This is a genomic window from Gracilibacillus sp. Marseille-QA3620 (assembly GCF_054950035.1).
Window position 1 is genome coordinate 2,161,629 of record NZ_CM143102.1, and the last position, 26,888, is coordinate 2,188,516.

At 42.2% G+C, this 26,888-nt stretch carries 22 protein-coding genes; 3 read left to right on the forward strand and 19 right to left on the reverse strand.

The window, feature by feature from the left end; genetic code table 11:
- Positions 1-129 precede the first annotated feature (129 nt).
- The 6 genes from ACY8DX_RS11000 to ACY8DX_RS11025 form a co-directional block, all read right to left on the reverse strand.
- A complete protein-coding gene (locus tag ACY8DX_RS11000; RefSeq protein ID WP_439802026.1) occupies positions 130-1,344 on the reverse strand; it encodes an MFS transporter in 1,215 nt (404 codons plus the stop codon).
- A gap of 141 nt (positions 1,345-1,485) precedes the next feature.
- Positions 1,486-2,703 carry an MFS transporter gene (locus tag ACY8DX_RS11005; protein WP_049670885.1) on the reverse strand — a complete coding sequence of 406 codons (1,218 nt, stop codon included), beginning with the start codon at positions 2,701-2,703 and terminating at the stop codon, positions 1,486-1,488.
- A 54-nt stretch (positions 2,704-2,757) separates the two neighbouring features.
- Positions 2,758-3,636, reverse strand: coding sequence for a shikimate dehydrogenase (locus tag ACY8DX_RS11010; protein ID WP_049670884.1), 879 nt, complete (start codon positions 3,634-3,636; stop codon positions 2,758-2,760).
- 208 nt (positions 3,637-3,844) lie between these two features.
- A complete protein-coding gene (gene aroD, locus ACY8DX_RS11015; RefSeq protein ID WP_049670883.1) occupies positions 3,845-4,606 on the reverse strand; it encodes a type I 3-dehydroquinate dehydratase in 762 nt (253 codons plus the stop codon).
- Positions 4,607-4,636: 30 nt separating this feature from the next.
- Entirely contained in the window at positions 4,637-5,539 is a 903-nt protein-coding gene (locus tag ACY8DX_RS11020; protein ID WP_462405124.1) for a shikimate dehydrogenase, read from the reverse strand.
- Between the two features lie 348 nt (positions 5,540-5,887).
- Entirely contained in the window at positions 5,888-7,888 is a 2,001-nt protein-coding gene (locus ACY8DX_RS11025; protein WP_049670881.1) for an oxidoreductase, read from the reverse strand.
- 282 nt (positions 7,889-8,170) lie between these two features.
- On the opposite strand from ACY8DX_RS11025, the gene ACY8DX_RS11030 reads away from it, so the two are divergent.
- Positions 8,171-9,076: a LysR family transcriptional regulator gene (locus tag ACY8DX_RS11030; RefSeq protein ID WP_049670880.1), complete on the forward strand. Its 906-nt coding sequence runs from the start codon at positions 8,171-8,173 to the stop codon at positions 9,074-9,076.
- 556 nt (positions 9,077-9,632) lie between these two features.
- Here the strand turns inward: ACY8DX_RS11030 and ACY8DX_RS11035 are convergent.
- The 10 genes from ACY8DX_RS11035 to ACY8DX_RS11080 all read right to left on the reverse strand — a co-directional run bounded on the left by ACY8DX_RS11035 (position 9,633) and on the right by ACY8DX_RS11080 (position 23,010).
- A complete protein-coding gene (locus ACY8DX_RS11035) occupies positions 9,633-9,944 on the reverse strand; it encodes a DUF3892 domain-containing protein (RefSeq protein WP_462405125.1) in 312 nt (103 codons plus the stop codon).
- 107 nt (positions 9,945-10,051) lie between these two features.
- On the reverse strand, positions 10,052-10,939 hold the full coding sequence (locus ACY8DX_RS11040; protein ID WP_462405126.1) for a glycoside hydrolase family 73 protein: 888 nt from the start codon (positions 10,937-10,939) through the stop codon (positions 10,052-10,054).
- A 276-nt stretch (positions 10,940-11,215) separates the two neighbouring features.
- Entirely contained in the window at positions 11,216-12,100 is an 885-nt protein-coding gene (locus ACY8DX_RS11045) for a metal ABC transporter permease (RefSeq protein ID WP_462405127.1), read from the reverse strand.
- Positions 12,097-13,026 (reverse strand): metal ABC transporter permease, encoded by a 930-nt coding sequence (locus ACY8DX_RS11050; protein ID WP_462405128.1) that lies wholly within the window; start codon positions 13,024-13,026, stop codon positions 12,097-12,099. The genes ACY8DX_RS11045 and ACY8DX_RS11050 overlap by 4 nt, the downstream gene beginning before the upstream one ends.
- A 9-nt stretch (positions 13,027-13,035) precedes the next feature.
- A complete protein-coding gene (locus ACY8DX_RS11055) occupies positions 13,036-13,788 on the reverse strand; it encodes a metal ABC transporter ATP-binding protein (RefSeq protein WP_049670875.1) in 753 nt (250 codons plus the stop codon).
- A 12-nt stretch (positions 13,789-13,800) separates the two neighbouring features.
- Positions 13,801-14,730 carry a metal ABC transporter solute-binding protein, Zn/Mn family gene (locus ACY8DX_RS11060; protein WP_462405129.1) on the reverse strand — a complete coding sequence of 310 codons (930 nt, stop codon included), beginning with the start codon at positions 14,728-14,730 and terminating at the stop codon, positions 13,801-13,803.
- 528 nt (positions 14,731-15,258) lie between these two features.
- A complete protein-coding gene (locus tag ACY8DX_RS11065) occupies positions 15,259-19,713 on the reverse strand; it encodes a coiled-coil domain-containing protein (RefSeq protein ID WP_462405130.1) in 4,455 nt (1,484 codons plus the stop codon).
- Positions 19,691-20,437 carry a DUF6063 family protein gene (locus ACY8DX_RS11070; protein WP_049670872.1) on the reverse strand — a complete coding sequence of 249 codons (747 nt, stop codon included), beginning with the start codon at positions 20,435-20,437 and terminating at the stop codon, positions 19,691-19,693. The genes ACY8DX_RS11065 and ACY8DX_RS11070 overlap by 23 nt, the downstream gene beginning before the upstream one ends.
- The gene (locus ACY8DX_RS11075) at positions 20,438-21,943 is read right to left on the reverse strand and encodes a hypothetical protein (RefSeq protein ID WP_049670871.1); all 1,506 of its coding nucleotides are present in this window, start codon (positions 21,941-21,943) and stop codon (positions 20,438-20,440) included.
- Entirely contained in the window at positions 21,940-23,010 is a 1,071-nt protein-coding gene (locus tag ACY8DX_RS11080; protein ID WP_462405131.1) for a Wadjet anti-phage system protein JetD domain-containing protein, read from the reverse strand. Before ACY8DX_RS11080 ends, ACY8DX_RS11075 begins: the two co-directional genes overlap by 4 nt.
- Positions 23,011-23,231: 221 nt before the next feature.
- Between ACY8DX_RS11080 and ACY8DX_RS11085 the strand changes: the two genes are divergently transcribed.
- Positions 23,232-23,507, forward strand: coding sequence for a GNAT family N-acetyltransferase (locus tag ACY8DX_RS11085; RefSeq protein WP_462405132.1), 276 nt, complete (start codon positions 23,232-23,234; stop codon positions 23,505-23,507).
- A gap of 85 nt (positions 23,508-23,592) precedes the next feature.
- On the opposite strand, the gene ACY8DX_RS11090 is transcribed toward ACY8DX_RS11085, so the two are convergent.
- Together ACY8DX_RS11090 and ACY8DX_RS11095 are read right to left on the reverse strand one after the other, a co-directional pair.
- Positions 23,593-24,285 carry a copper homeostasis protein CutC gene (locus ACY8DX_RS11090; RefSeq protein ID WP_049670868.1) on the reverse strand — a complete coding sequence of 231 codons (693 nt, stop codon included), beginning with the start codon at positions 24,283-24,285 and terminating at the stop codon, positions 23,593-23,595.
- Between the two features lie 319 nt (positions 24,286-24,604).
- Entirely contained in the window at positions 24,605-25,765 is a 1,161-nt protein-coding gene (locus ACY8DX_RS11095; protein WP_439802051.1) for an MFS transporter, read from the reverse strand.
- Between the two features lie 233 nt (positions 25,766-25,998).
- On the opposite strand from ACY8DX_RS11095, the gene ACY8DX_RS11100 reads away from it, so the two are divergent.
- The gene (locus ACY8DX_RS11100; RefSeq protein WP_197089923.1) at positions 25,999-26,172 is read left to right on the forward strand and encodes a hypothetical protein; all 174 of its coding nucleotides are present in this window, start codon (positions 25,999-26,001) and stop codon (positions 26,170-26,172) included.
- A 56-nt stretch (positions 26,173-26,228) separates the two neighbouring features.
- Here the strand turns inward: ACY8DX_RS11100 and ACY8DX_RS11105 are convergent, their stop codons facing one another.
- Positions 26,229-26,834, reverse strand: coding sequence for a YdcF family protein (locus tag ACY8DX_RS11105; protein WP_462405133.1), 606 nt, complete (start codon positions 26,832-26,834; stop codon positions 26,229-26,231).
- Between the last annotated feature and the right edge of the window lie 54 nt (positions 26,835-26,888).

The window sequence follows — 26,888 nt, forward strand, 5'->3', positions numbered from 1 at the left end:
TTTTTATGTCCACTTTCCATACAACATATATGCCCCACTGTCTGCTTATTCGTCTTTTATCCTAGCAGCATTTTTTAAGCCATAAAAAAAAGACAGCGGATAGCCGCTGTCTTCTCTACACTGCTCTACTTAAGCAGCTGTATTCATTTCAGTTTGCTTTGGCATAGTTAATTTTCTATAACGATAGAAAACAATCGATGCCAATACAATGCCTAATGCATTAATGCATAGGGAAAACATAAATACTCCTGTTACATCAACATAACGTGTGATCAAGCCTGTTACAAAAGGAATACCGGCTGTTGCCAAGCTTGTTGCCGTGCAGTGGATACCGGTCATTCTTCCTTTGTTCTTCCAGAAGAAATCACATAAAACACCTAGTGCTAATTGCATAACGCCAGCTAGTGAGAATCCGATGACAAAAGCCAGAATGGCTACTAGCAACGGTGATTTTGCATTCATAAGCAGGATGGTACCTGCCATTGTCATGATTGGGTAAGCTAAAATGACATGTGTTGGCTTCAACCATTTACGCAGGGCGATTGCGACAAGGATGACGGATATGAACGCACCAATATTATAGTAGCTGAGGAGCTTTAAGGAGCTCGTCAATGACATGCCGATCACTTCTTCTGCGTAGGTCGGCATCCAGATGTTCATCAAATACAATAAAGCTGGAGCTGTAAAGCCTATTCCAATCAAAGCAAGACCTTCGATTTGAAACTTCGGTGCTTCCGTAAATTGGTTAAGGGCTGCTTGAGTAGCTTCTGCATTTGCATTTGTTTCCTTAGAGTATGGAAATTTTGCTCTTGACAGGAACAATGCACTTCCGATAAAGATCATAGCCGGAACAAAGAAGGACCAGCCAAAGAAAATGCCGTGGTTCAAGAAAAATGTAATCATGAACGGCAGAATCAATGATCCGACGGAAATAAACGCCTTAACAGAAACGGTTGCTGTACCAGTGTGTTTCGGGAATGATTCCATCACAGTTGGATAGGTTCCAGCATCTAGGAAGGCATTTGATAAACCGCCTAGGACGGCAAACATAAGGGCAACCTCATAATGGGTTGTTAATGGAATTCCAATCAAAAAGGCAGCACAAAGCAAAGCACCTGTAATGACAAATGGCTTTCTTCCGATCTTATCGGAAAGATGCCCGGATATATATAATGAAGCTAATCTACCAATACCATAGGCGGAGACGAGAAAAGAAACACCAGCATTATCGGTTCCGAGCCTTTCAGTCAAGAAGCTCATATTTTGAGCAATCATGATGTAGGCCATACCGAATGCGAAGTAGTTTATATAACTGCCAATGGCTGCAGCGTATTTGCTATTCATTGATAGACCTCCTATTTCTTATAGGCAATGCCTATTAATTTGGCCGAGGAATAGATATTCCTGTGGTTTTTTGTCAAAAATATATCTACTAGACATTAGGCCTAGTAGATATATTTCATTCAGTAAACAGTATAGGGTTAATTATGCAGCTGTACTAGCTGTAGTATTTTCCACTTTCATGACTTTACGGTAACGAACAAGCACGACAAGTGATAAAAGAACACCTGCAGCTGCTACTGCTGCACCGAAAAGAATAACGTTTGTAATGTTTGTATTAGCAATTTTACCTGTGATGGCAGGAACAGCCGCACTTGCCACAGCAGACATAGTCATAAAGATACCTGTTAGTGTACCTTTGTTGCCGCGGAAGAATTCAGCCATAACAACAAGGGCTAATTGAAGCACACCGCCTGCTGCGAAGAAACCGATTAGGAATGCGCCGCTGATAACCATTGCTGGTGTTTGAACAAAAGCAATGCCAAGGAAAACAAGCAATGACATTAATGGATAAGCAAATACAACATAGACAGGCTTGATTATGCTTTTTACAAGATAAGATGTAATAAACACAGAAGCTAGTGAACCAGCACTATAGTAAGAAACCAATTTCAAAGAAGAAGCATTAGCCATGCCGATGACTTCTTCACCATACGTTGGCAGCCAAGTTTGAACAATCAAGAATGTTGCTGTAGCTGTGAAAGCGATAAAGATGATCGCAAGTCCTTCAACCCAGAAGTTAGGTTTTGAAGCAAATACTTGTTCAGCAACTGTTTCTTCAGCTGATTCTTCTTTTTGGTTTGCTTTCGGGAATGGCAATTTGATCATGAAGATACCATTCAATACAAAGATGGCAACAGGGATTAAGAATGAAATTCCATAGTACCAGTCATTAGCAATGATCATACCGATGATAACCGGTAATGTGAATTGACCTGCAGAGATAAATGCTTTAAGCAAGATATTCGCTGTTCCAGCGGATTTAGGGAATGATTCCATTAATGCAGGGTACGTACCTGCATCCAATACAGAGTTTGCAATACCTGCTAATAGGGCAAACATGAATGCGATTTGTACGTTTGGTGCAAATAGAATGGATACAAAGAATCCAATATACACGAGCATACCCGCATAGATGATTGGTTTTCGACCGAGTTTATCAGATAAAACACCTGAGATTGCCAAAGCGATTAAACGACCGATACCTAGAGCAGAGATTACATACGCTACTCCCGCTTTATCAGTGTTTAATTGATCCATAAGGAATGTCATGTTTTGCGCAAGGATAATTGCGCCCATACCATGGATGAAATAGTTGATATACATAGCCATTGCAGCTGGCATATAACGATTTTTAAACATTTTTTCAACTCCAAAATTTCATTTTTATATAAGCTTGCCATGAAGGCAAACTAATTAAAACATTTGTTCTTTCACATACTCAACAGGCATTTCTTGTCCTGTCCACATTTCGAACGCTTTTGCACCTTGATAAAGCATCATGCCAAGACCGTTAATTGTGCGGCATCCAGCTTCTTCTGCCATTTCAAGAAGTCTTGTTTTACGCGGGATGTAAACAACGTCAGAAACGATTAATTCTGGACGCAGCCAAGAAGCATCAGGAATCAAGCTTTGTCCTTCAAGCGGCTTCATACCAACGCCTGTTCCGTTCGTAAGGATGTCTGCCTCAGCGATTGCCGCTTTAAGCGCGTCTAAATCCTCTAAACGATGAACGGTTGCTTTGCAAGTTACGCCTTCCATTTGGTTGTTGATGATGTCCACGTTTTTCTCAGCGCGTGCATAGTACTCATCATCGCGGTTGAAGATTGCAATTTCTGCTACTCCATCAAGAGCTGCTTGGATTGCGATAGCTGTTGCGGCACCGCCTGCACCCATAAGGACCATTTTCTTACCGATGATATTGATGCCAGCTTCTTTCAAAGCACGCATATAGCCTGTTCCATCAGTGATATGGCCGATCAATTTGCCATTTTCATTGACAACTGTATTAACCGCACCAGTGAATTGGGCTGCTGGAGAAAGCTCATCCAATAATGGACCGATTTTTGTTTTGTTCGGCATAGAAACATTGAAACCGCGAACGTTTAGGGCACGCATGCCTGTTACAACGTCTTCAAGCTGTTCATTGCCCACTTCAAATGCCATGTATGCATAGTTAAGTCCTAGTTTACGCAAAGACATATTGTGCATAGCTGGGGATAAGGAGTGGCCAATTGGCGTTGCCAATAATCCCAATAGTTTTGTTCTTCCGTCGATTCTTCCTAAATCTGACATGTTGTTTTACCTCCAAGGTGTTTATATATTATAATTTGCCGACTTGATGTCATTCATGTAAGGAATGGTTGGTAATCAACTAATGTGAATGATTTCACATACAATGACACAAATTACCCCTTTAACATTTCATCAAAGGCAATTATACACATATGATTCTTTTATCATCCGGCCGTAAATGACTATACAGCCGGATGATCAACAATAATTAAAGACTTTTGTGTAAAATATCTAATACTGTACGCAATTCTGCTACCGGGATTTGACCTGGTGCAGATGCTTCTTTTCCTGCTCCAAAAGTGAAGGCAGAACCGAATACTTCACCAGCAAGACGGCTGATTACACCTGTTCCAGCCATAGACATCGTGATCAATGGGCGGTCGGCATGTTCTGTTTTCATTGTGTAGGTTGCATCAAGCAATGTAAGTACATCACCAACATTTTGCGGCATAACTGCAATTTTCGGGATGTGGGCACCATACTCTTGCATTTTGCAAAGACGGCTGATGATTTCTTCCTTCGCTGGTGTTTTGAAGAAATCGTGGTTAGACATGATGACAAATACGCCATTTTCGTTTGCTGCTGCCACAAGTTTTTCCACGTTTTCTTTCTCGTTGAACAATTCAACATCCACTAAGTCAATTTGCTTTGTGCGGATAGCTGTTTCATTTAATTCCACATAGAAAGCATCACTGATTTCTTTATTTCCGCCTTCTTTATGGCTTCTGAATGTGAAGAGCAATAATTCTTGATTGAATGCCGCTCTTAATTTGCTGATCATTTCCTTTACAGCTTCTAGATCTTCAACATGCTCGTATATATCAACGCGCCATTCAACGACATCTGGAGCAAGCTCTTTCACAAGGGCTGCTTCTTTTAGAATTTCTTCTTCTGTTTTTCCAACGAGCGGCACGATGATTTTTGGTGTGCCTTCGCCGATGACCACGTTTTTAATTTTCAATGTACTCATTGTGGTACTCCCTTCTTCTCTATATCTTCATTATGCCTTCATACTGCCTTCTTGATTAAATATCCGGTTTCGGATTAGAGCAACGGGCATTTTTTCCCCTGTCCAAATCTCAAATGCCTCAGCACCCTGCCAAAGCATCATGCCTAATCCATTAACCGTCTTACACCCTGCTCCTTCTGCCATCGTCAACATCTTTGTTTTCAAAGGGTTATAAACGATGTCTGAAACAGTCACTTCTGGACGAAGCCAGCTGGTATCCTTCACAATGCTCTCCTGCTCCATTGGTTTCATTCCGGCACCCGTTGCATTCGTGATGAGGTCACTATTCATGATTTCATGCTTCAGTCGTTTCTCATCACCGAGATCATATACATTAGCCAGACATGAAAGATGCTGCAAAGAATCATTGATAATCTCTGCATTTCTTTCTGCACGGGAGAAGAACTCATCCTTGTGATTGAAAATGGATATCTCGCTTGCGCCATCCATTGCTGCTTGAATAGCAATGGCAGTAGCAGCGCCTCCAGCTCCAAAAATCGTCATCTTCTTGCCTTTAATAGAGACGCCGGCCTCCTTCAAGGCTCGCATATAGCCAGTCCCATCTGTTAAGTGACCAATCAGCCTGCCGTTTTCATTGACGACTGTGTTGACTGCACCAGCGAATTTCGCCGCGGGAGCAAGTTCATCCAATAAAGGTAGTATTTTTGTTTTATTTGGCATTGATACATTAAATCCACGCACATCCATCGCCTTAAACCCTTTGACGATTTCGTCAAGCTCTTGATTGCCAGCATCAAAGGCCAAATAGGCATAATTCAATCCAAGCTCCTGACATGCCATATTATGCATGGCTGGGGATAAAGAGTGGCTTATCGGTGTAGCAATCAAACCTAACAGTTTTGTCTTGCCATTTATATAACCTGAACCAACCAATTGAGTGCCCTCCTTTTATCATCAGACCGTGCTTTTCATCCCACGATCCCCCCCTGCCAGCTGCGCTAGTACTGCCCTGCATGAGGTTAATATCTAGTGCATATAGCATGGTTTGAATATGTAGTAATTTCTTTGACTTCTTGAGTATATAGGAGAATGTTCGGAAAATCTAATTGGTTTTTCCAGTTGATTTAATAGATTTTATCTATAGATATATACTGGTTAATTCTATAGATAAAAGTATAGTAATAATTCTTGATTTATAGTCATTTACCTATGTATTCATAAAAAAAACTATCGTTTTCCTGCAAATTTCGCAGAAAACGATAGTTAAAAGGAATAGATTAATTAAATAGCACCGATTTTTTTCAATGTATCTGTGATGTTTCTTCCTTCACGTACGCCGTCCATGATTTTGCGGGCACGCTGACTGTCACCGATATTGACAAATTCAACGCCTTTTTTAGCAAAATGTTTTTGTAAGAAAGATACATTCTCATTTACAGGCTTCATACCTAGGCAAACGAAACCATAATCAAACTCAAGATTGCTGTCGACACCTTCATATTGAAGCTTGAAGTGGTCAGAAGCAACTTCCATAAGAGAAGTATTCGTATGAACTGTGACATTCTTCTCTTTGATCATGCTCATCATGGAAATACGAGTGATATGATCCAAATCACGGCCGAGCATCGGCAATCTCTCAACGATTGTCACGTCTGCTCCTCTTTCAGAGAAGTATTCGACAACATCAAGACCAACGGCACCTCCGCCGATAACGCCGATTTTCTTGCCTTCAACATCTAATTCATTGAACTCATCTAATTTATTCAATAAGCCCATGATGGAGTAAATTTTCTCGCCATCTTTATCAATGCGGTCTAGAAGACCAGGGATTGGCGGAAGTAATGGCTGCGAACCTGTTGCATTCACAACTACATCCGGCTTGAATTGTTCAATCAGCTCGATGTCAGCTTTCGTATTTGTGAATGTAATCAAGTTTTTCAATTTCTCCGCACGTTTCACTAAATAATTAGGGAAGTCAGAGATACGGTTTTTCGCTGGTAGTGTAGCAATTTCTCTAGCCAAGCCGCCAAGATATGGCTTTTGCTCGAACAAGTAAACTGTGCAGCCAACTTCTGCAGCTGTACAAGCAGCTTCAAGACCAGCAGTACCGCCGCCGATGACAACAACATTTGTCGTATCTTTAATGCGGTTTTCTTTATGAGAATCTTCCACATAAAGGTTCGGGTTAATCGTACATCTAATTGGCCGGTTTAAACCGATGCGGTGACCAGCACATCCAATGTTACATGAGATACATTTACGAATTAATTCTTCGTTCTGCTGTTCTACTTTATTCACCCAGCTAGGGTCGGCAATCAATCCACGGCCCATCCCAATTAAGTCAGCATGTCCATTTGCAAGGATATCATCAGCGATTTGCGGGTTACGGATGTTACCAGTTGTCATCGTTACTTTGCCGAATTTTTCTTTAACGGCTTTCGCCATGTATGAACGCCATCCGTCAGGTAGGTTCATTTGGTCGATTTGGTAATGTACAGAGTCATTGACAGCAGCGGATACGTCGAAGATATCCACTTCGTCGTTTAAGTATTCAAGGATATTAAGCGTGTCTTCCAATGTGTTACCGCCAGCTAATAGGTCATCGGCGCTGAAACGAAGCATGATTGGGAAGAACGGACCAACCTCAGCACGAACGCGGTCGATAACCATACGAGCGAAACGAGCTCTATTTTCATAGCTTCCGCCAAACTCATCTGTACGGTTATTATATAAAGGAGATAAGAATTGGCATAATAAGTAAGAGTGACCCGCATGAATTTCAACAGCATCAAAGCCAGCTGCTTGTGCACGTTTAGCCGCTTGTCCGTATTTCTCTACGATTTCAAGAATTTCTTCCTTTGTAAGTGGTCTAGGAATGGCACCGCCAGTCTTAGAAGGAATATTGGATGCAGAAACCGGTTGAAGTCCCTCAATACGTGCTGGAACGGCAGAAGCCCCGGCATGGTTAATTTGAATGGCTACATTCGTACCATATTTATGAAGAGTTTCAGTTAGATTATAAAGTCCAGGAATATATTTGTCGTGATCGATACGGATTTGTGTTGTTCCGTTGGATCCGAGCGGGAAGTCGACATTTGCATTTTCTACGATAATAAGGCCTGTTCCGCCTTTTGCTCTTTGCTCGTAGTAGCTGATGTGATCTTCATTAAATTCCCCGTGCTGCCCGCCGAAGTTTGTACCCATTGGCGGCATAACGATACGGTTCTTCAATGTCATCATTTTCACTTGAAGCGGTTCAAAAATGTGCTGATAGTTCGTCATGATTTTATCCTTTCTCAGTTGAATTCAACTTGCTCTAATCGAGCATAGTAGTATAAAGGTGAATTCAAAATTAATTCAATTCCCTGTTAGTGAAACTTCCTATACAGAGACAAAGCAGGTGTTAATACAGAATGTGTTTTGTTTCACAAAAAATCTCGACACCTCTATACACCTATGATATATTCGTCATTACCGATTATATCCCCGGTTATTTTAATAATCTAATTGATTTTTTAAAGAGAATTAATAGATGTTTTCTATAAGAAAGGACAAAGAATATTTATGAATTTACGCCAACTGCATTATTTCCGAACCTTGGCCAAGATTGAACACTATACACAGGCAGCGGCCCAATTATCCATCACTCAGCCCAGTCTAAGCCACGCGATTACAGAGCTGGAAAAGGAATTAGGCGTTTTTTTGTTTGAAAAGCAAGGTAGAAACATCCGTCTGACTAAGTACGGGAAAATATTCTTAACCTATGTCGATTCCGCCCTTTGTGAATTGGAAAAAGGCGAAAAGAAAATCAAGAAGTTAATGAATCCTGAACAAGGACAGATTGACTTAGCATTTATCTATACGCTTGGTTCCCGGTTCATTCCAACATCAATTGAAGCATTCGTGAAAGAAACAGAATATAAGGACATTACCTTTTCTTTCGCTCAAGGAACAACCAAAAGTATTATCCAGGGACTTAAGGATGAAAAATACGATCTCGCTTTTTGCTCGTATATGGAGAATGAGAAAGAAATTGATTTCACACCAGTAGCAGAGCAGGAATTAGTACTGGCCGTTCATCCTGATCATCCATTAGCTCAAAAAGTGACCGTTGATATTGGGGAGACGGTACCCTACCCCTATATTTTCTACTCAAAAGAAAGCGGCCTAAGGCCTTTAATTGATAAAATTTTCAAAGAGGAGAATCTCAAACCCGAAATCGTGTGCGAGGTTGAAGAGGACTCCGCAGTCGCAGGGCTGGTCTCTGTCAATTATGGAATCGCCATTATGCCAAGGCTATCAACCATTGAGAATCAAGCAACGATTAAATTGATTAAGATCTCCAATCCAATACATAAGCGATTTATTTATCTTGCCAGTATGAAAAATTACTTTCTTTCCCCATCTGTCAGGCTATTTCGAGATTTCATCATTGAATTTGCGAAGGATCAATCTCATCAGTTGTTCTAAAAAAAGGCGGAGTGCTTGCTCCGCCTTTTCCTTTTTGTTTTTAAATGCCTGGTATATACTCTTACCTCTTTCCGTCCCCTTCAATATCTTCTTATTTTCCACCCTCAATTTGATCTCTTACCAGGATAAAAGTCATCTTAATGCCAAAATGGTTGAAACTATGAAGATTTGGCACATAGTAATAATATTTCATATATTAGAAAACTGACCTCACAATTTCTCTGCATAATAAGAAATACGGCTTGAGGATGACTTCTAAACAGGTTGATGCATGAAACATTATAAAGAATTAGAAAGAGCCGAAGATTATTCACTATGTATAAACAGAAATAGTTTATCGTTCGGCTTTACTAATTGCTGGATATCTTTTTTCCAACCTTAGTTCTATAGACTGTTATAACAAAGATTCGAACTTCCTTTGGACAAATGTCATCTTAGAGCTGAACTTTTTTCATCGTTGAAGATTTAGCACATAGTTATTGTCTTTCATCTAACTCCATTTTTTAAATAGGCGCTAACGAAAAAAAGCCTGTTTTAATAAACAGGCTTCAAAACATCAAAACTCCGGCATTTGATCCAGATTATTTTCCTTTGTTCCATCAGGCTCACTTCTGATAATATCCCGGCCGTATTTATGAAACACATCAATATGAGCGAGCTTGCCACCTTTAGCTTCATCTAAGGCGGTTAAGTAATCAAGCTCCCTTCCGCTTTCTGTTTTGAAGGCAATGATATCACCATCATCATTTTTTTGGACGGCGATAATGCGTTCCTTGCCTGGAATCATCTCTTCCTTATTTGCTGAAACATCGGCAGAGTTCAGGTACTCTTCATAGATGGAATTAAACAATTCATTATTATTATTCATATAGCATCCCTCCGCTCTTAGTATGTGCAAGAAGATAACATGCATGTATAAAAGGATGCAGCTTTAGGAAAAATGAAAAAGGATGCAGCCAGTCCGGCATACACCCTTTACGCATTTAAGTTCAATTCAGCTTCACTATCAATTACTTGTAATTCATATGTCTTAATAATATTTATGAGCATGCTGCTATAGATTTTTTCTCCATTTTCATCAGTGGCAGTACTATAGCCAGCATCCTCAAGAGCCTTTGCCTGCTCCTGATAAGTTTCTCCATCAAAGAGCCCATTCTTCTCATAACGCTTATTCTCGACTAGAAATTGACCATGGTCCTTGATGGAATCCTCTAACGAACCATACACACGAAAATCACTTGTAATCTGATCATCATAGTTTTCTTTCGTCTCTAGATTAGCGGTAGCACCATCCCAGTTATGACCCTTGATCCCGAATAAATTATTATATTCCTTTGTAAGTCCCGAATTGCCCCAGTTTGATTCAAGGACAGCCTGGGCAATCGTGATGGAGGGCAGGATGCCATACCTCTCGTAGTTGGCCATTGCCCCATCTTTCATTTTATTAATAAATGCCCGCTGACTGCTGCGGTCACTTTTTTGCTCATTCAGGGCTGTTATCTCATTATTCGCTTTATCGATTTCCTCTTTCGTAAAATGCAGATCATCCATAACAGACTTCATGGTTTTCAATGTATACTCTCCATTATCCCGTTCAATGAAGTGCTTCGCTGTTCGTTGGATTTGACTTGTTGTCACGGTATCCATTGAATACTTAACCTGAAGAACGGCCGCAACCTCCCGCCAATTAACCTGCACCTTTCCGAAGCTAACCTCATCGACCAGCTCCTGGATTTCCTTCGAATTATCCAATGATACAGGCACAGGCTCATAAGCATCAATCAATTTCCACAAGCCTAAGAATAACAGGGCAAATATGATTAAAGGACCTGCGATATTGGGTCGTTTTTTCTTACGTGTCATTGAATGCTCCTTTATGATTGTTATTTATATCATTGATGTCGGTGTTGTCTCCTATTATAAAACTCTATGTGAGGATGAATCCAATATAAATGTTTTTCACCATTGTAACAGATTGTAAGAGTTATGGAACTGTTAGATTATGTAACTTCCAATGACTTTTGCAGAGCCAATGATTTAACGATTCTTCACCTCCAATTTTGTATATCATGCAGCTTTCCGACAATTTTTGGCATGAAAAAGACGCAGAATTGTTCATCCTGCGTCATCATAAATTGATCATGAAGTACTTGCTTGGCGAAGTTTATGATGCTTATATTTTTTCCAAAGCATCCCGTGCGTTGGTGAGAGGAAGAAAACAATCAGAAACTGAATCCCAGCAGCGGTAATCATGCATCCGGCTATCGAAGCATCTAGAACCATCGCCATATAGTAGCCGGCTATTGAACTAATTCCTCCTGAAACAACACTAATGACAATCATCATGCTCATACGATCGGTTAGTAAGTAGGCAGTTGCGGCTGGTACAATCAGCATGCCAACAACCAGAATGGCACCGACACTTTCAAAAGAAGCAATCGTCGTCACCGATACTAAACCCATCAATAAATAATGAAAGAAAAGTACCGGAATACCGAGAGCAAGTGCCATGGCAGGATCAAAACTGCAGATTTTGAACTGCTTATAAAATACAGTGACAATCAGTATGTTCAATAAGAAAGCAAAGCCTGTCACCCAAACTGCCATCGGCCCCATATTCACCCCGCGTGCACTCCAAGTATCCCAAGGAGCAAAAGCAATCTCTCCGTAAAGGACACAATCAAGATCCAAATCGACCTGACGGGTAAACATCGATATAAGCAGTACCCCTATAGAAAACAGGGCAGTAAAAGTCACGCCAATAGCTGCATCCGTCTGAACGCCGCCTTGTTGGAATTTTTGAATTAAATACACGCATAATAGTCCGAATACCGCTGCTCCGAACATCATCCAAACAGAATCACGGGAACCGGTAAATAAGAAGACTAGCACAATGCCGGGCAATACGGAATGGCTGATGGCATCTCCAACAAGAGCCATCTTGCGGAGAATGAGGAAGCAGCCAAGAATGCTGCAAGAGCCTGCGACAAAAAAGCCAATGAGGATGATCCAGAACGCATTCATACAGACTTTCTCCCTTCTGCCATAATGGTTTGTTGGCTTCGGAGGTACTCCCGTTTAATCTTCTTCTTTCTCACAAGCTTCATAAGCACACCTCGTTTAGGAGCAAAAATGACGGAGATTAGAAACCAAAAGCTTGCCGAGAGGACTGTCAATGGCCCGGTTGGGAGATTATTGGCTACTGTACTAAGGAGTGTACCGGATATGCCGCTCATCATTCCAAAGAAACCGGATAGAACAATCATCACCCGTAAATCCTCCGTCCAATATCTCGCTGACACAGCAGGTGTGATTAACAGCGCGACCATCAATACGACACCAACCGCTTGGATACCTGTGACAACGGATATAACAATCAAAAACATCATCCAATATTCCAGCCAGCTCACAGGATAACCAATCCCACTAGCAAATCCAGGGTCAAACGACACAAGCTTAAATTCCTTAAAGCACAATGCCGTAACGGTTATCAAAAATAACGATATGATTACCATTGTAATGACATCACTCATGAGCATGGACGCAGTCTGGCCAAATAGAAACTTATCTAGACCAGACTGGTTCCCCGCACCTCCCTGCTGGATACGGGTGAGCATCACAATTCCAGCGCCAAAAAATACACTTAAAACAATCCCAAATGCACTATCCTGCTTGATTCTAGATTTTCGCGTGAACAAACCAATCAAGAAGATGGCCATTAGCCCAGATATAGCAGCCCCAATCAAAAAGAAGATGATTGATTTAGTTCCCGTGATTAGAAAAGCGATACAGATACCTGGCAGAGCAGCATGTGATAAGGCATCTCCAATTAAAGCCTGCTTGCGCAAATAAGCAAATGTGCCAATAACACCACTTGATAAACCTAAAAGCATTGAGCCAAGTAAGATCCACATTGTATTGGGATCATTTAAAACGGCCGTTAAATTCATGCCATCCCCTCACTTTACTTGTATGAGGGCATTTGACTGTCCATCCAGGACAGTCAAACTCCCGCCATATGTTTTATGCAGATTATCTACCGTAAAGATTTCTTCTGTCTCCCCATATCCAATCAAATGTTTATTGATCAGAATCGTCCAATCAAAGTATTCCTTCACAGTGGATAAGTCATGATGCACGACAAGTACTGTTTTCCCTTGCTGCTTTAACTCATTCAACAAGGTAATAATGGCTTTTTCAGTGGCGGCATCCACTGCGGCAAATGGTTCATCCATCAGATACAAATCAGCCTCTTGTGCAAGTGCTCTGGCTAAGAATACTCTTTGCTGCTGTCCGCCTGATAATTGGCTGATCTGCCTTTTCGAAAAATCCTCCATCCCCACTTTCTTCAAACACCGCATAGCGATTTCCCGCTCTCTTGAACCTGGCCGCTTAAACCATCCTAAATGTCCGTATCGTCCCATCATGACAACGTCTAGAGCATTCGTCGGGAAATCCCAGTCGACTGATTCCCTCTGCGGAACATAGCCAAGACGTTTTTTAGCAGATTTATAATCGCTCCCAAGTATAGTGATATCGCCTGATATTCTTGGCAGCAATTCGAGGATGCCTTTTAATAATGTGGACTTTCCAGCCCCATTCGGCCCAATAATTCCGACAAGCTTCCCTTTTGGGATCATAAATGAAATATCCTCAATGACCGGTTTATCATGATAGGCAATTGTTACATGATCGACCTTTAATGCTTCCATCACTATCTCCCCCTATCGTAATGCGTTCGTAATTGTATCGACATTATGCTTAACCATTCCAATATAGGTGCCTTCCTCTGTCCCGTTTTCTCCCATCGCATCTGAGAACAGCTCACCACCGACCTCTACGGTATGGCCTTTCCTTTCCGCTCCTTCAATGACAGCTTGAATGGCTTTTTGCGGAACGCTTGATTCCACGAAGATTGCTTTGATTTTCTTCTCCACAATGAAATCCCTTAATTCTGATACATCCTTTGAGCCATATTCAGACAAAGTGCTGATCCCTTGCAAGCCCCTTACCTCAAGTCCGTACGCTTCTCCAAAATATCCGAAAGCATCATGGGCTGTGATCAGTACCCGTTGTTCCACAGGGATGCTTGATAATTGTTCAGCTGCATATTGATCAAGCTTCATCAACTCTTGCTTGTATGCCTTATAATTCTCCTCATAGGTTCCCTTGTTTTCTTTATCCTCCGCAATCAGGGCATCCTTCACAACATCCAGTGTTTCTATCCAAAGCTCAACGTCAAACCAGATATGAGGGTCAAATGTGTTATCTTCGACAGTCTGAAGTTTCCCTTTCTCAATATCTTTCGTGACAGCAATAACCGGTTTCTTCTTTTCCATCTTTTCCAGGATATCCTGCATTTTCCCCTCAAGATGCAAGCCATTATAAAAAATCATCTCAGCCTGATCAATCTTCTCCATATCCCCTTGAGTGGCCTTGTATAGATGCGGGTCAACACCAGGACCCATCAATCCCTCCACCTCTACGAGATCACCGCCAATATTAGCTGCCAAATCGGCAATCATCCCAGTTGTGGCAACAATCTGAATCTTACCGTCATTATCGCCAGAAGCAGCATTCTCCTCTCCGCAGCCGCTTAGTAACACAAGCGACAAAATAAATACCATCATGCTCCATAACCTTGTTTTCTTCATTCTTTCAACCTCCTAAAATATATAAATGATAAATTGCAAACCTATCAATTGATAATCATTCTCACTAGATGATACAAAAGGATAACAACCCCCTTAAGCGTGAGGTTACTCGCTTTTCAATTGATAATTATTCTCACTTATGGTCACAAAAGTGGGAATAATATTATTTTCAATAGGACAATTGATAATAATTCTCATTGCGAAATAAAAAGAAAAGGCCTGACTCTATCATCCTCTTATTAATAATAATTATAAACAATATACCTAATATAACTTTTAACCAGGCGTCTAATAATAATTATTATAATAATTGATTCTCAGAAAAATGACAAACAAAATTTTGATTTATTAAAAAACAGGTATAAATACCCACAAATACTTGTATATCCTATACGTTTTTTCTATAATTCAAAATTCATTTAATAATAATTATAAATAAGCTTGTCCTTTGATTAAAGTTTATATAAAAAACAGGTGAAAACCCGTATTGGTTTCCACCCGTTTCGATTCATGTATCTCTTAGTGTTTTTATTGTACCGCTTCCCCCTGATAAATCCGGTAAGCCGGAACAACGGTATCTGTTACAATTTCTTTTCCTTTGCTGCGTATGAAATCAAGCTTATAGTACGCGTCAAAGCGCTGGCTGATTTCTGTTTTGACAAGCTCTGGCGGTGTGACAATGATCAATTGGAATTTCAGCTTTTCTGCTACGGCAAAGATTGGGTCTAGAACATGAGCAGATGCGGCCTGTCCAAATGGATTGTCACAGACGAGCGGTACCCATGAGTTATCTGCTTCTGTTTTGACAGAAAGAAGCATCATCATCATGACCATTCTCGCAGATAGCTTTTGACCGCCGCTTCCATCTGATTTCGTACGAGAGCCTTGGTTAATGGTTCTCCATGTAGAATAATGCTCTTTTTGCGGCTTGCCATACATGAACGCATTATCGGTTCTCATATTGTAAACAAGCAGTTCTGGATACCGGTTACGAAGGGCTACGAACAGGATTTGTTCATCCCCGATGAGCTGCTTAATTTCCTGGTCAAGCTGCTTATTATTCTCGTCAATGGAGTCGAACTGAGCACTGATTTTGTCAATGGCTGTGACGAAATACTGCTTTAAGAGCGGTTCGATGTCCTCCACACGCCTTGGGAGAATATCCTCCTTCAATTGTACAAGCGGGAAGGTGCCGCGCTCATTCTTGATTTTCATTTTTGCGAGCATCGAACGTATGGCATCCGTCATGCTCATCACCTTCATGCTTGCGCGGTTCGTCCATACATCCCTCGCCTTTTCAGCTCGTTCTTTATCCAAGTCTAGCTGTTCAAGACCGCTGCGAGAGAAGCGTTTCATATTTTGGATGATGGTCAGCATATGGGCGTAATGTCTCGTATCCATATGGTCAAGTGAGGTCAAGACTTCGTTTTTGAAGCGGATTTCCCAATCCTTTTCCTCAATTGCCAGCTTCAGCTTCCGTAAGGCTTGTTCCAGCTTCGCGTGCTTCACCTGCTTCTCTTCCTGCATACCTTGATGCTCATCACACCAGGAGAGGATACAGGATTTCCCCTGATTCTTAATTGTCTCAAGATCCTCATTCGCAAATGGAGCTGCTTCATCCTTTAAAATGACGGATAAGGTTAATTGATCTCCTTCATACCCAGTGATACGGGCATCTGTTTCCTTTTGACCCTTTTCGGCTTTTTTAAGCCGGTCTTTGGCAATCTTTGTGCGGTCCTTGATTTCAAGCTCTTTAACATCCAGGTCCTGACCTTCCCATGTCTCCGGCTCTTTCTCATGCTTGCTCAGCTTCTTCTCAGCTTTCTTCCTTTGGTCAAGAGCATGCTTTAAGGTCGTTTCCGCAACGGTGACTTCCTTTTCCTGTTTTCGCTCTTCTTTATCAGCTTCCCTTGCTTCCTTTTGCGCTGATTGGAAGAGACCCTCAAGGATGCTAAGCGGTTCTTCCGGCTTCGGTTTTTCACGCCAGTTTTCATCCTGCTTTGTAAGCTTTTTCTCAAGCTTCACAGCCTGCGCCTGTTCAGCTTCCTTTTTCGCCTTCAGCAAGGTCAATTCCTGTGATTGCTCCTCCTTGGAACGCTGCAGCTGCTTAAGCTCGGTCACATGCCCAATCATGGCATCGAGAAGATGGGAGGGAAGACTTGGTGCCTCTTCGCTCGGCTCGGTCTTTTCAAGTGTTGGGAAAACGGCATCTTCGACAAATGCGCCAATTTCCTTCAAATCTTGCTCCATCGCCATTTTCCACTCAAGATGCGTATGATTCCATTGTGCCAATCTTACGGTATAATCATCGAGCAATTTTCCTAATTCCTGCTGCTCTGTCGTTAATTTGTCTCTTCGTTTCTCTTTCTCTGCCAAGACCGTTTTATTGTCTTCTGACTGATGCTTTTCCTCAACAAAGGCAGTGACTTCAGCAAGATCCTTCTCCGTCTCATCGATTCGCCTTTGTTTCTGGTTCATCTGTTCCTGGAGCCCGGTTTGAAGTTCTCTCTCCTTCTCAAGTGTCTTGACAGTATGGGTCAATTCCCTCTGAGCGGAATCAATCAAGGCTTCCTGCTTTTCCATCTGCCTTAAGAGGTCCGTGCATAAATCCGCATCGGTCATTCGATCGATATCCTTCGTGAGTCGACGGATAGCTTGCTCTGTTTTTGCAAATTCCTGGATAGCTTCCTTCTTCTCCTCAATCTGCTTGGCCATACTGGTTTTCCATTTGGCGAAGCTTTGACGGTCCATCAGAAGGTCTCTTTCCTCTCCATCAATAATGACAAAGGAGTCCGTGCCTCCATCCTTCATTTCCTCCCTGAGGAAAATAGGTACAGGACTGCGAAAAATCTTTCCTTGAAGAAGGTGGTGATTGATTTTCTCCCATTGAATTTGGCTGACGACCAGGCCAAAAGGAAGAAGGGGATAGGATTTCAAGTGCTGTCTTTTCGCCTCGTCATCCAGGGATTGTACATATTGTGACCCGTAGAAGACATCAATGCCGGTCTTCTCGTCAATCCATTCCTTCATTTGCTTTACATCTTGGTTGGCAATCCAGAATGATTCATCATTTAAATATTGATCTGTTTGTACTTCCCACAGTTCTTTCTTAATCTGTTCAGTTTCTTCCTCATTTTTCTGGAGTATATCCTCTAGAGCATGTCCATACTTGGAAAGCATCGCATGAGAAAGCGGTGCAGACACATCATCAAGGAAAGCATGCATCCTTTCGATAAGTGCTGTTTCTTTCTTTTCTTGCTTTTCATATGCTTGCTTCCATTCATCAAGCCTTTCCTTCATATGTTTCAATGACTCCGTCAAGGTTCCAACCGTATTGGATAACTCCCCTTGAAATTGCTGGGATTGCTTTTCTTTCCCTTTAAGGTCATTCATCTCATCAGCTAATCTAGTCTGATCGTTTTTCAGCTTACCGACTAAACCATCCAAATCATACGCCGCACGGTCCCCGTATGCCTTGACCATGTCACTAGCCTTTATTTCAAAGCGCTGCAGCTCTTCGGTAAGAGTGCGAATATCGGTTTTGATTTGGGTAATTTCAATCGTTTTTTGTTTATCATCCTTTGTTAACGAACGGATGGATTTCTCTAAATGGAGCTTAAAGGCGTGGTAACGATCATTTTCTTCCTTCAGCTTTTCGGAAACCTCTGTCCATTGGCTTTGAACGGCGTGCTTGATTTCCTCCATCCTTGTATTGACTTGCTCTAAACCACTATTACGCTCAAGACTGCCCATTTGCTGATTTAGATTGGCAATGGTATTCTCAAATTCACTCCATTCCTTGAGCAATAGCGAGAAGGCCGCTTCATCTTTTTCAGCTTGTTTCTCCACAGCAAGCTTCTGAAGCTGTTCAAGTTTTTCTTTTTCTTCGGCAAGCTTTTTCTCCCATGTAACGGCTTCCTCGTGAGCTCTTGCATACTCAAGATTGTCCTTCTCAAACCGTAGTAAGGACAACTCCTCTGTCAATTTCTCCATCTCTTTGGCAAGAGAGGTCAGCTCCTCTTTATCCTGCTTGATGAGATGCTCAAGGGCACCAAGTAAGGCCTGTCCCTTTTTCTTGCTCTCGACCACAATCTCTTCCTGCTTAACTCCTGCCTCGATATGCTCCTCAAATGGAATCACATCTTCCAAGAATTCCTTGTGAGCCTGTTCACGCTTTAATAATACTGGCAGGTCGCGGGCGATGCTCGCCTGGCTTTTGAAGATTTCGATCAAGTCATTCTTCTGATGCTCGGACTTGTTTAAGACTTGGCTCACCGTCGGAATGATGCGCTTCTGAAAGAGGGAATGGTCGTCCTCTGCTCCTTCAAAGAATTTGCCTACGCCACCTTCATCACGGTTGATTTCCTTCATGATATCCCAGTCTTTACGGTTGATGCCGTATGTATCGAGAATGCGGTAATGCTTCTTAACATCCTTATAAACGTCAAAGCCATTCCACTTGAAATAATCCTTCAATTCCTCCGTATCAGCAACCTCTCCGTTTTCAAAGAGCGGGATATGCTCTAAGGCCACGTCTTCCTTGCGGTCAAACTCACGGGCATAGAAGGTGATGTTTGGAACAATTTTCGCCTCCCGTTCCATACTATCTGCATCTTGTGCCTCCTCGTTCATCGACATGCGCTGTTCAGCAGAGAACATTCCTCCTGTAACAAGATGGCGCTTGTCTGATCCATCAAGCTCCCATTGAATCAACACATGGAAGGTATACGGGGCAAACTGCTCTTTTTTGTTGAAGAAGAATTGCTGGTAAAAGCGGTTATTCTGCTTACCCCATGATGTACCAGGCTTCAACACCTGAAAGATTGTTTGCAGGAACACCCCTTTCCCGCCGCCGTTCATCATGGCAATCAAGCCATTTGTGGACGTTTCTTCATTATGGAAATCAAAGGTTGTATCTTCGTATTGCTTTTGCATTCCGTCGTATCGGAGACCGACGATTCTAATTCGATGGATCTTCGGCATGCTCTTCCTCCTTGCTCGCCATCAAACGTTTCATTTGCTCATAGCGGTCATAATCGTGATAAAGGAACTCGATTCGCTCGAAAAGCTCTGTCTTCGGCAGAGCTTTCGGTATATCCTCTCGGTCAAGGATGATAATCAAGCCTTCTGTCTCAAGAAGCTTCATCGCTCCGGCAATTAAGCCGATTCTCGTACGGCGGTTCCCTTTACGCAGGCTGAATTCATCCGTATCCACTTCCATATGGGTCCATGTTGTCACGATTTCCTGCATATCAATCATTTCATCGAGGGCAACAGACGGGTTTTCCTTCAGCATGACGGTCCATTTGTTCATTAGCTCATTCACATGGCGTTCAAGTGCATAGAAAGTAATGCCTTCCCGCTTTGTTCTGATTTTTGCCGCCTGATTCTTATCAATCATGGCCATGAAGCTCATGATGATGACACTCATCAAGTGGAAATGCTTCTTATTTTCGATATGACGGTGTCTATCCTTCATATGTGTAAAGTTTGTCGCAAACACCGAGCCTGTCGGCTGCACAACTAGATGAATCCTTTTTGGTGATTCAATAATAAAGGTTCCTGACTCATCTGCCAGGATCATGACAGCCTGACGGACATCAGGCTCATAATAGGATTGAAAATATTCGCTAGTCTCATCGATGACTTTATCTTTTAATAGAGTAAAGTATACGGAGGACGCCTTTTTCAGGATTTCTGCATTCATTTAGATTCCTTCCTCCTGTATGCATATTTTAAATGGGGTCATTTTTGTCCGGTACCAAATTAATGGTTCAGCACTTGAATCAAATTTCGTGTAGATTTGTCTGCCTTCGAGTGCGAGGAATTGCGGATGACCGTTCATTAATTTATGTAACAGCTTCTCCCGTTCATCGCTTAATGCCTCTTCCTGACGGTTCGGCGATTGGACAGTGAGCGGCTTTTTATCAAACATCATCCAAAGATCAAGGGTCTCGCTTTCCTCAAACCACTCATCCTGCACTTCAAGCGGGAGTTCCTTTAAGTCTGCAAGCGAGAATTCCCCATGCTGTAATAAATGCTCGAACACATAGCTCCATGCTCTAACGACAGAAGACCAATCCGTGATTCTTCTCTCCATCCAGTCCTCTTCCATTTCCTCCTGCTCTGTATCCTCAGTCCCCTGAATGGATGCCAGCTCCTGCTCTCCCCAAACCCATTCAAGCGGCAGGATGAATTCGTTTTTCGGTGAGAATAAAGGTCCGATCAATTTCTCGACAAGCCCGAAGTCCCGTATTCCTTCTTTTAGAATCCAATCCTCGTAAATCTGTTCGCGGAAGGAGACGAGACTGTTCTCCCAGAAGAGGGAAGGGTTCTCCGCCTTCAGCTTCATCTCATGGGAGATATTTTGAATCACTAATTTCGCGAATCGGTCATGCAGCTGTCTTGTGTGCTCTATCTTCTCATGGAGAAGCATAAGCTCGCCTTGCACGACTTCATCCTCCTCCGTTCGTTTCGCCTTCTCGATCATCGAAGTAATCGTCCGGAAATGATTCTTTTCTTCCTCGAATTGCTGCTCAATTTCCCAGCGATTATCCTCGCGTCTTTTTTCCTGTTCGATCAGGAGTATCTTCGGGTTATTCATCATTTCCTTTTGGAAGCTGTACTCCTTTGTCATTAAGCGATTAACTCTGGAAATCAAGTGATCAAGGTTTCTTGCTGCCTTGCGGAAGTTTCCATTCTTGATAAGCTTCATGCTATACAGCTGCTCAATCGTTATCGAGAATTCCTCCGCCATCTCGCGGCTCATGAAGATCATTTCCTGTGCCACATCTGTCAGCTTATAGACAATTGACCCGCCGAGTTCAAGATTCGTGTACAGTTCGTCCATTGCTACATAGCGGAAGGTCTGCGTTTCCCAAGCTTGCCGAATTTCATCAAAGTACAGGGATTCAAACGGCTTGGAGTATTCCTCTCTGCCCTGGTATAGAAGACCGCTCGCAATCCTTTCAATCTGACGCGTATCAGCGGTTAATTTCATCTGTTTGATCGTCTCATCGACCATATGGAGAATATCGCTCTTTCTTCTGCCATCATCATCATTCAACTCACGATAAAAAATGGTCAAAAGTACCTGCATGAGAATGGTCTGCAAATAAGGCTTCAATTCGCCTACCTCCATGCCTCGTCCCAGCTCAAACAGAGGATTTAACCGTTTCATCCGCTCCCCAAAGCCTTCCCAAGATTCATTCATAGCCATTTCCTCCAGCTTTCTATCGTTAATACTTCCTGCGGTATTCGTTTTTGCGTCACCCATAAGCTCTCCAATAATGCCTGCTCCCCCTCAGTAAACCAGGAAAAGAACGCATTCTTATGGAGCTCATTCCGAACTTGTTTCCGCTCTTCATTAGCGAATTCCCTGCATTCGAGCATTTTTCGATAAATCTTCAAGGCCGGCTGGATGGAGCAGTCGTCAAAACGTTCCTTAAGGCGGACAAAAATACTGTATCCCTCTGCATCCAAATCACCTGCATAGTAAAATAAATACGGCTGTTCAGGGAACATGCGGAAGAAGAACGAAAAGCTGCTTTCTATCTTTTTCCCTTCGCCATATATGATCATTTCAGGTTCATAATCTAGTAAATCCTCTTCAAGCAGTTTCACACTTGTATGGAAAAAGGAGAGATTCTCAACAATTAAAATTCGCTTAATGGAGGTGAGATCACAGCCCCTTTTCAGCCAATAGACAAAGGGCTCGCCGTATTTCACGGTCTTGAGCTTCTCCTTATTCACGCCTATTCGCTGCAGGAAACCTTTTCCCTCAGGAAAAAGCTTCTCATCAGAAAGGAATTTCTCATGCCCGAATAATTCAAGGCTCCGCTCTTCTAGAGAGACAAGCTCCCGTTCCTCTTCTTTTTTCAAAAAATCATATACATTTAAGATTCTTTCCCATTCATCGTCTGTCTGCCACTCAGGATGTTGGTTATAGTAGGTGAAATCGAGAAGATCATTACGCTTCAGCATCTCGAGGCGGTCCCATTTCGTTTCCTGCTTCTTCACATTGACCCAATAAAAGAGGGGAAGTCCGGGGGAACGGCCATTTGTCTGTTTATTCATGATCGGGCTGAGCACTTGTTCCTCCGCCATCTTCTGAATTGTCTCATAGAATAAAGTATAGCCGTCCATATCATAGTAATCTTCAATCTGCTGGCGCAGCTGGTATTCCAAATCATTAATGTTTAGCTTCTTTTTCTGTCTCGGATGCTGTATATCTTCTATAAATCCTCGCATCCTTGTTTCAATAATATTGATGTTGCCCACCTTCTTCTAAAAACAAATACACTATTGGATTATAACAAATCAACGGGTTTAAGAGTATCTTATTTTGCGAGAGAATATCGATTATAAAGAAGCCTGAATAAAGATTTACCCCCTGATCAATCTAAGCTTCATTCAAATAAAGGGTAAACAAGGTTTATGTATGACAAAGAGAGAGAATAATGAAATAAACAGGAAAAATGAAGAGGAGGTTGTATAATTTTATGCAAATCAAGCAGGAGGACCATTTATTTTATATGGTAGATTCAGATGGAAATAAAGTAGGTGAAATCACCTTTGTACCAGATGGTGAGGAAAGAATCATCATTGACCATACTTTCGTCTCCCCAGAGCATAGGGGCCAAGGGCTAGCCAACAAACTTGTGAAGGAAGTTGTGCAATACGCACGGTCTAATGAAAAAAAGATTGTTCCTGCCTGTTCATTTGCCCAAGTTGAATTCCAACGGGTCAAAGATTATTCCGACGTACTAGCAAAATAATGATAAAGAAAAGCGGATGTCATAATAATTATTAGACATCCGCTTTTCCGTCACCTCCATGTTTCACGAAATAAAGGTCCTATCATTACTTGCCGTCAAAAAACTCAAGCAAGAAATCGATTTTTTCCTGGTCGATTCCATTGGCAAAAGAGCCTTCTTTCCGGACGCCTGACCCAAAATGGTATTCCTTCGCATGCAGGAATGAATGAAGCTCTGGAATATTCTCTGTACTGAGGCCGCTTCCGACCAAAATCTCAGGTCCTGACCAGACATCAGATAAAACAATCAGCTGCTGCAGTTTTTCCCTTCCCTCGTAAGCGGTTCCTTTCCCTCCAGAGGTAAGAATCCGCCTTACATGCTTAGAGTACTGACATAGAACTTCGAGTCCATTCCCCTGACTCTTGAGTTCATCAAACGCCCTATGGAACGTAATATCAAATGTCGGTATTTCCTCGATCACTTTCTCTAAAAGTGCTTGGTCAATTTCACCATTTCTTAGACAGCCAAACACGATTCCTTTTACACCTAAATCGGAAAACACTTTAAGGTCTTCTTTCATAGAGAGCCAATCAAACTCATCATATTCAAATGAATAACTATGAGGGCGCAGCATCACCTGAACCGGGATATTCACACTTTCGATGACACGTTTTACCGTTCCATAGCTTGGTGTTAACCCGCCTTCTGCCATAGCAGACACTAATTCAAGCCGGCTAACGCCCATCTTTTCTGCTTGAATCGCATCTCTTTCATTTTCAACAATGCATTCTAAAATCATCTAATCACCTGCTTCTCATTCATACTCTCTTCATCTACAGAATGACATTCCTATGAGGCTATTATATACAAGACAACGTGATAAAAAAATGAACGATTCCTTTCTTTACTCAAGAAATATGTGCCAATCAGGAAGAAAAGAACCTCGCTTCCTCTCCAAATCTGTACCTTTTCATTTCGTCATTTGATAAAGGCATTGGTGAGGGTGAAGAATAAATCAAAACCACCCTATGCTGGGTGGTTTTCTAACTGAACGTTCAAACACAAGATAAAGTTCTCCCTATCTTTGCCGTTGAATAAGAAACAACAAATATTCATCCTTATTCAGCAATTGTGAGCCTTCCTTTTCTTTTCCATCCAAATGCAAGCAATAGCGTGATGAGTAGAATCGTGAATCCCATGATAAAAGGATAAATGATGTTAATGTCATACAAGGTGCCTGCCAAGGTTGGTCCGAGCACATTTCCAATGCTCATATACGCATTATTCATCCCCATCGCAAATCCTTGTTCCGACCCGGCCATCTTGGATACGAGTGTATTTAAGACAGGCCGCAAGATGCTTGTCCCTAGGAAGATAATCAAGGTGATAGCGAAGAACGCGCCATAGCTTCCAGCGAAGATGGACAATAAATAGCCGCTCGCAGTCAGCATAATAAACAAGATTAACACGGAGCTTTCACCGAATTTATTCACAATCTTGTCTACGATGAATAATTGGGCAACAACACTGACGATTCCTGTTGCTGTGACCATATTGGCGATATCCTGCGGGCTCGCTCCATACTGGTCATTTACGAATAAGCCAAGCACAGACTCATAGGCCATAAGACCAAGACTCATAATTAAGGTAATCAGCAAAACAACAAAGTAAGGCTTTTTCACAGAATTCGCGAGACTGACCAAGAAGGATGGCTGATCCATTGGTCCTGCTGCAGCATCCTGCTCATTGCGGCTTTCCTTCAGCAAGAATACGGAGAAAATCACCGCAAAGAAGGCAACGATGGCTGAGATCAGCAACGGCAGCTTCAAATCAATCTCCGCTAAATATCCCCCAATCCCAGGTCCGATGACTATACCAAGCGACATTGCCGCAGAAATGAGACTATTCCCCTTCGCCCTTTGCTCGAAGGTTGTTATATCAGCCACATAGGCAAAGATGGCTGGAACCAGCAAGGCAGCACCTACACCGCCTAACAGTCTGGAGAAATAAAGAATCCAAATAGAATTGGACAAATAGAATACAAGGGCTGAAAGCGAAAGCCCGATAAGCCCATATATAATCATTTTTCGCCTTCCATATTGATCCGCCCATCTGCCTGCAATCGGCGACATGACGAGCTGAGCCCCGGCAAATACGGCAATCATCAGCCCTGCCGCTGTACCGCCCTCACCGATGGATGCCAAGTAATCCGGCAAGATGGGGATGACGATGCCGAAGCTGGCAATGGCAATAAACATATTCACCATTAATACCAGCATTTTTTTATTTAATATCTTCACGTTAAGCCACGTTCCTCCCCAACAATTTGCACAGTACGCTGAAAGTGAATCCATTCCACCAAACGACTATACAACCATTCTACCTTGCAGAATACATTTCTAGCAATTTATGGGTACCGACAGGGAGGAATCTCTTAGAAACCAGTTGATACTATTGTTGCATGTTTTCTCTATTTCACATGAATTATAATGGATGGAAGGTGGTGATATTCATGAAGTTAAACTATACAACCCTGTTTCTCTTGTTATTTGTCGCATCTATAGCCGGCGGAATGGCCTTCATTGAAACCTATGAATATTCCATGCTTGTCGGTCTCGGATTGGGATTAGTATTCTTGTTTTGTGCAGCGACAGCACTGAGGAAAGACGTCTCAGAATATCGATAACAGAAGCCCAACATCGTTAAAGGGAGCATCTCCTGAATGTTCCCTTCTCTCACCTCTTACATTTCGATAGACATATCCTTCAAACTACCCATCTGTACATATTTAATTAGCTTTGAACATTCTGCTTGTACCCGTTTTCTGCCTAACTCAGTCAAGAACCAATTATCCTTTACCGTGTTATCATCTTCAGCCAGGCATAAAGAGTACTCAATCCAATCTGGCATATAGGTTTGAAAAGAAAGATGCAGCCGTCTCATATGATAAGACGTCGTGACAACAAGTATTCGCCGGACCTTGTACAAAGGAATCTCCCTGTTAAGGACAAACATCGAAGCTAACACATTCTCAACGGTATGCAAGGATTGTTTCTCCACTAAAATCGCATCCTCAGGAATGCCGGAAGTGATTGCCTCTTTCTGTAGGGATTCAGCCTCTGTGAATACACTTCCCTTCCACGTTACTCCCCCGGAGAACAGCAGCCTGTCCGCCCTTCCCTGCTTATATAACTCTACCGCTTTTGGGAGACGGTATAGGACCGCCTTACTGCTGCCTGCCACAAATATGCAATCTCCCTGTTGGCCATCATCCTGTATATCGGAGAATAACAGCTTGGTCATTTGATCATCAGAAAGCTTGTCTGCATCTAAATCAGATATATACATATCGCACCCCTTTATGACATTGCGTTTTCCTAAGACTCCTCCTAATAGTGTACG

Bases quoted from the DNA above. Each gene is read 5' to 3' on its own strand.
- ACY8DX_RS11000 (WP_439802026.1), bottom strand. From the start codon at position 1,344: ATGAATAGCAAATACGCTGCAGCCATTGGCAGTTATATAAACTACTTC.
- ACY8DX_RS11005 (WP_049670885.1), bottom strand. From the start codon at position 2,703: ATGTTTAAAAATCGTTATATGCCAGCTGCAATGGCTATGTATATCAAC.
- ACY8DX_RS11010 (WP_049670884.1), bottom strand. From the start codon at position 3,636: ATGTCAGATTTAGGAAGAATCGACGGAAGAACAAAACTATTGGGATTA.
- aroD (WP_049670883.1), bottom strand. From the start codon at position 4,606: ATGAGTACATTGAAAATTAAAAACGTGGTCATCGGCGAAGGCACACCA.
- ACY8DX_RS11025 (WP_049670881.1), bottom strand. From the start codon at position 7,888: ATGACGAACTATCAGCACATTTTTGAACCGCTTCAAGTGAAAATGATG.
- ACY8DX_RS11030 (WP_049670880.1), top strand. From the start codon at position 8,171: ATGAATTTACGCCAACTGCATTATTTCCGAACCTTGGCCAAGATTGAA.
- ACY8DX_RS11035 (WP_462405125.1), bottom strand. From the start codon at position 9,944: ATGAATAATAATAATGAATTGTTTAATTCCATCTATGAAGAGTACCTG.
- ACY8DX_RS11040 (WP_462405126.1), bottom strand. From the start codon at position 10,939: ATGACACGTAAGAAAAAACGACCCAATATCGCAGGTCCTTTAATCATA.
- ACY8DX_RS11045 (WP_462405127.1), bottom strand. From the start codon at position 12,100: ATGAATGCGTTCTGGATCATCCTCATTGGCTTTTTTGTCGCAGGCTCT.
- ACY8DX_RS11050 (WP_462405128.1), bottom strand. From the start codon at position 13,026: ATGAATTTAACGGCCGTTTTAAATGATCCCAATACAATGTGGATCTTA.
- ACY8DX_RS11055 (WP_049670875.1), bottom strand. From the start codon at position 13,788: ATGGAAGCATTAAAGGTCGATCATGTAACAATTGCCTATCATGATAAA.
- ACY8DX_RS11060 (WP_462405129.1), bottom strand. From the start codon at position 14,730: ATGAAGAAAACAAGGTTATGGAGCATGATGGTATTTATTTTGTCGCTT.
- ACY8DX_RS11065 (WP_462405130.1), bottom strand. From the start codon at position 19,713: ATGCCGAAGATCCATCGAATTAGAATCGTCGGTCTCCGATACGACGGA.
- ACY8DX_RS11070 (WP_049670872.1), bottom strand. From the start codon at position 20,437: ATGAATGCAGAAATCCTGAAAAAGGCGTCCTCCGTATACTTTACTCTA.
- ACY8DX_RS11075 (WP_049670871.1), bottom strand. From the start codon at position 21,943: ATGAATGAATCTTGGGAAGGCTTTGGGGAGCGGATGAAACGGTTAAAT.
- ACY8DX_RS11085 (WP_462405132.1), top strand. From the start codon at position 23,232: ATGCAAATCAAGCAGGAGGACCATTTATTTTATATGGTAGATTCAGAT.
- ACY8DX_RS11090 (WP_049670868.1), bottom strand. From the start codon at position 24,285: ATGATTTTAGAATGCATTGTTGAAAATGAAAGAGATGCGATTCAAGCA.
- ACY8DX_RS11095 (WP_439802051.1), bottom strand. From the start codon at position 25,765: ATGCTGGTATTAATGGTGAATATGTTTATTGCCATTGCCAGCTTCGGC.
- ACY8DX_RS11100 (WP_197089923.1), top strand. From the start codon at position 25,999: ATGAAGTTAAACTATACAACCCTGTTTCTCTTGTTATTTGTCGCATCT.
- ACY8DX_RS11105 (WP_462405133.1), bottom strand. From the start codon at position 26,834: ATGTATATATCTGATTTAGATGCAGACAAGCTTTCTGATGATCAAATG.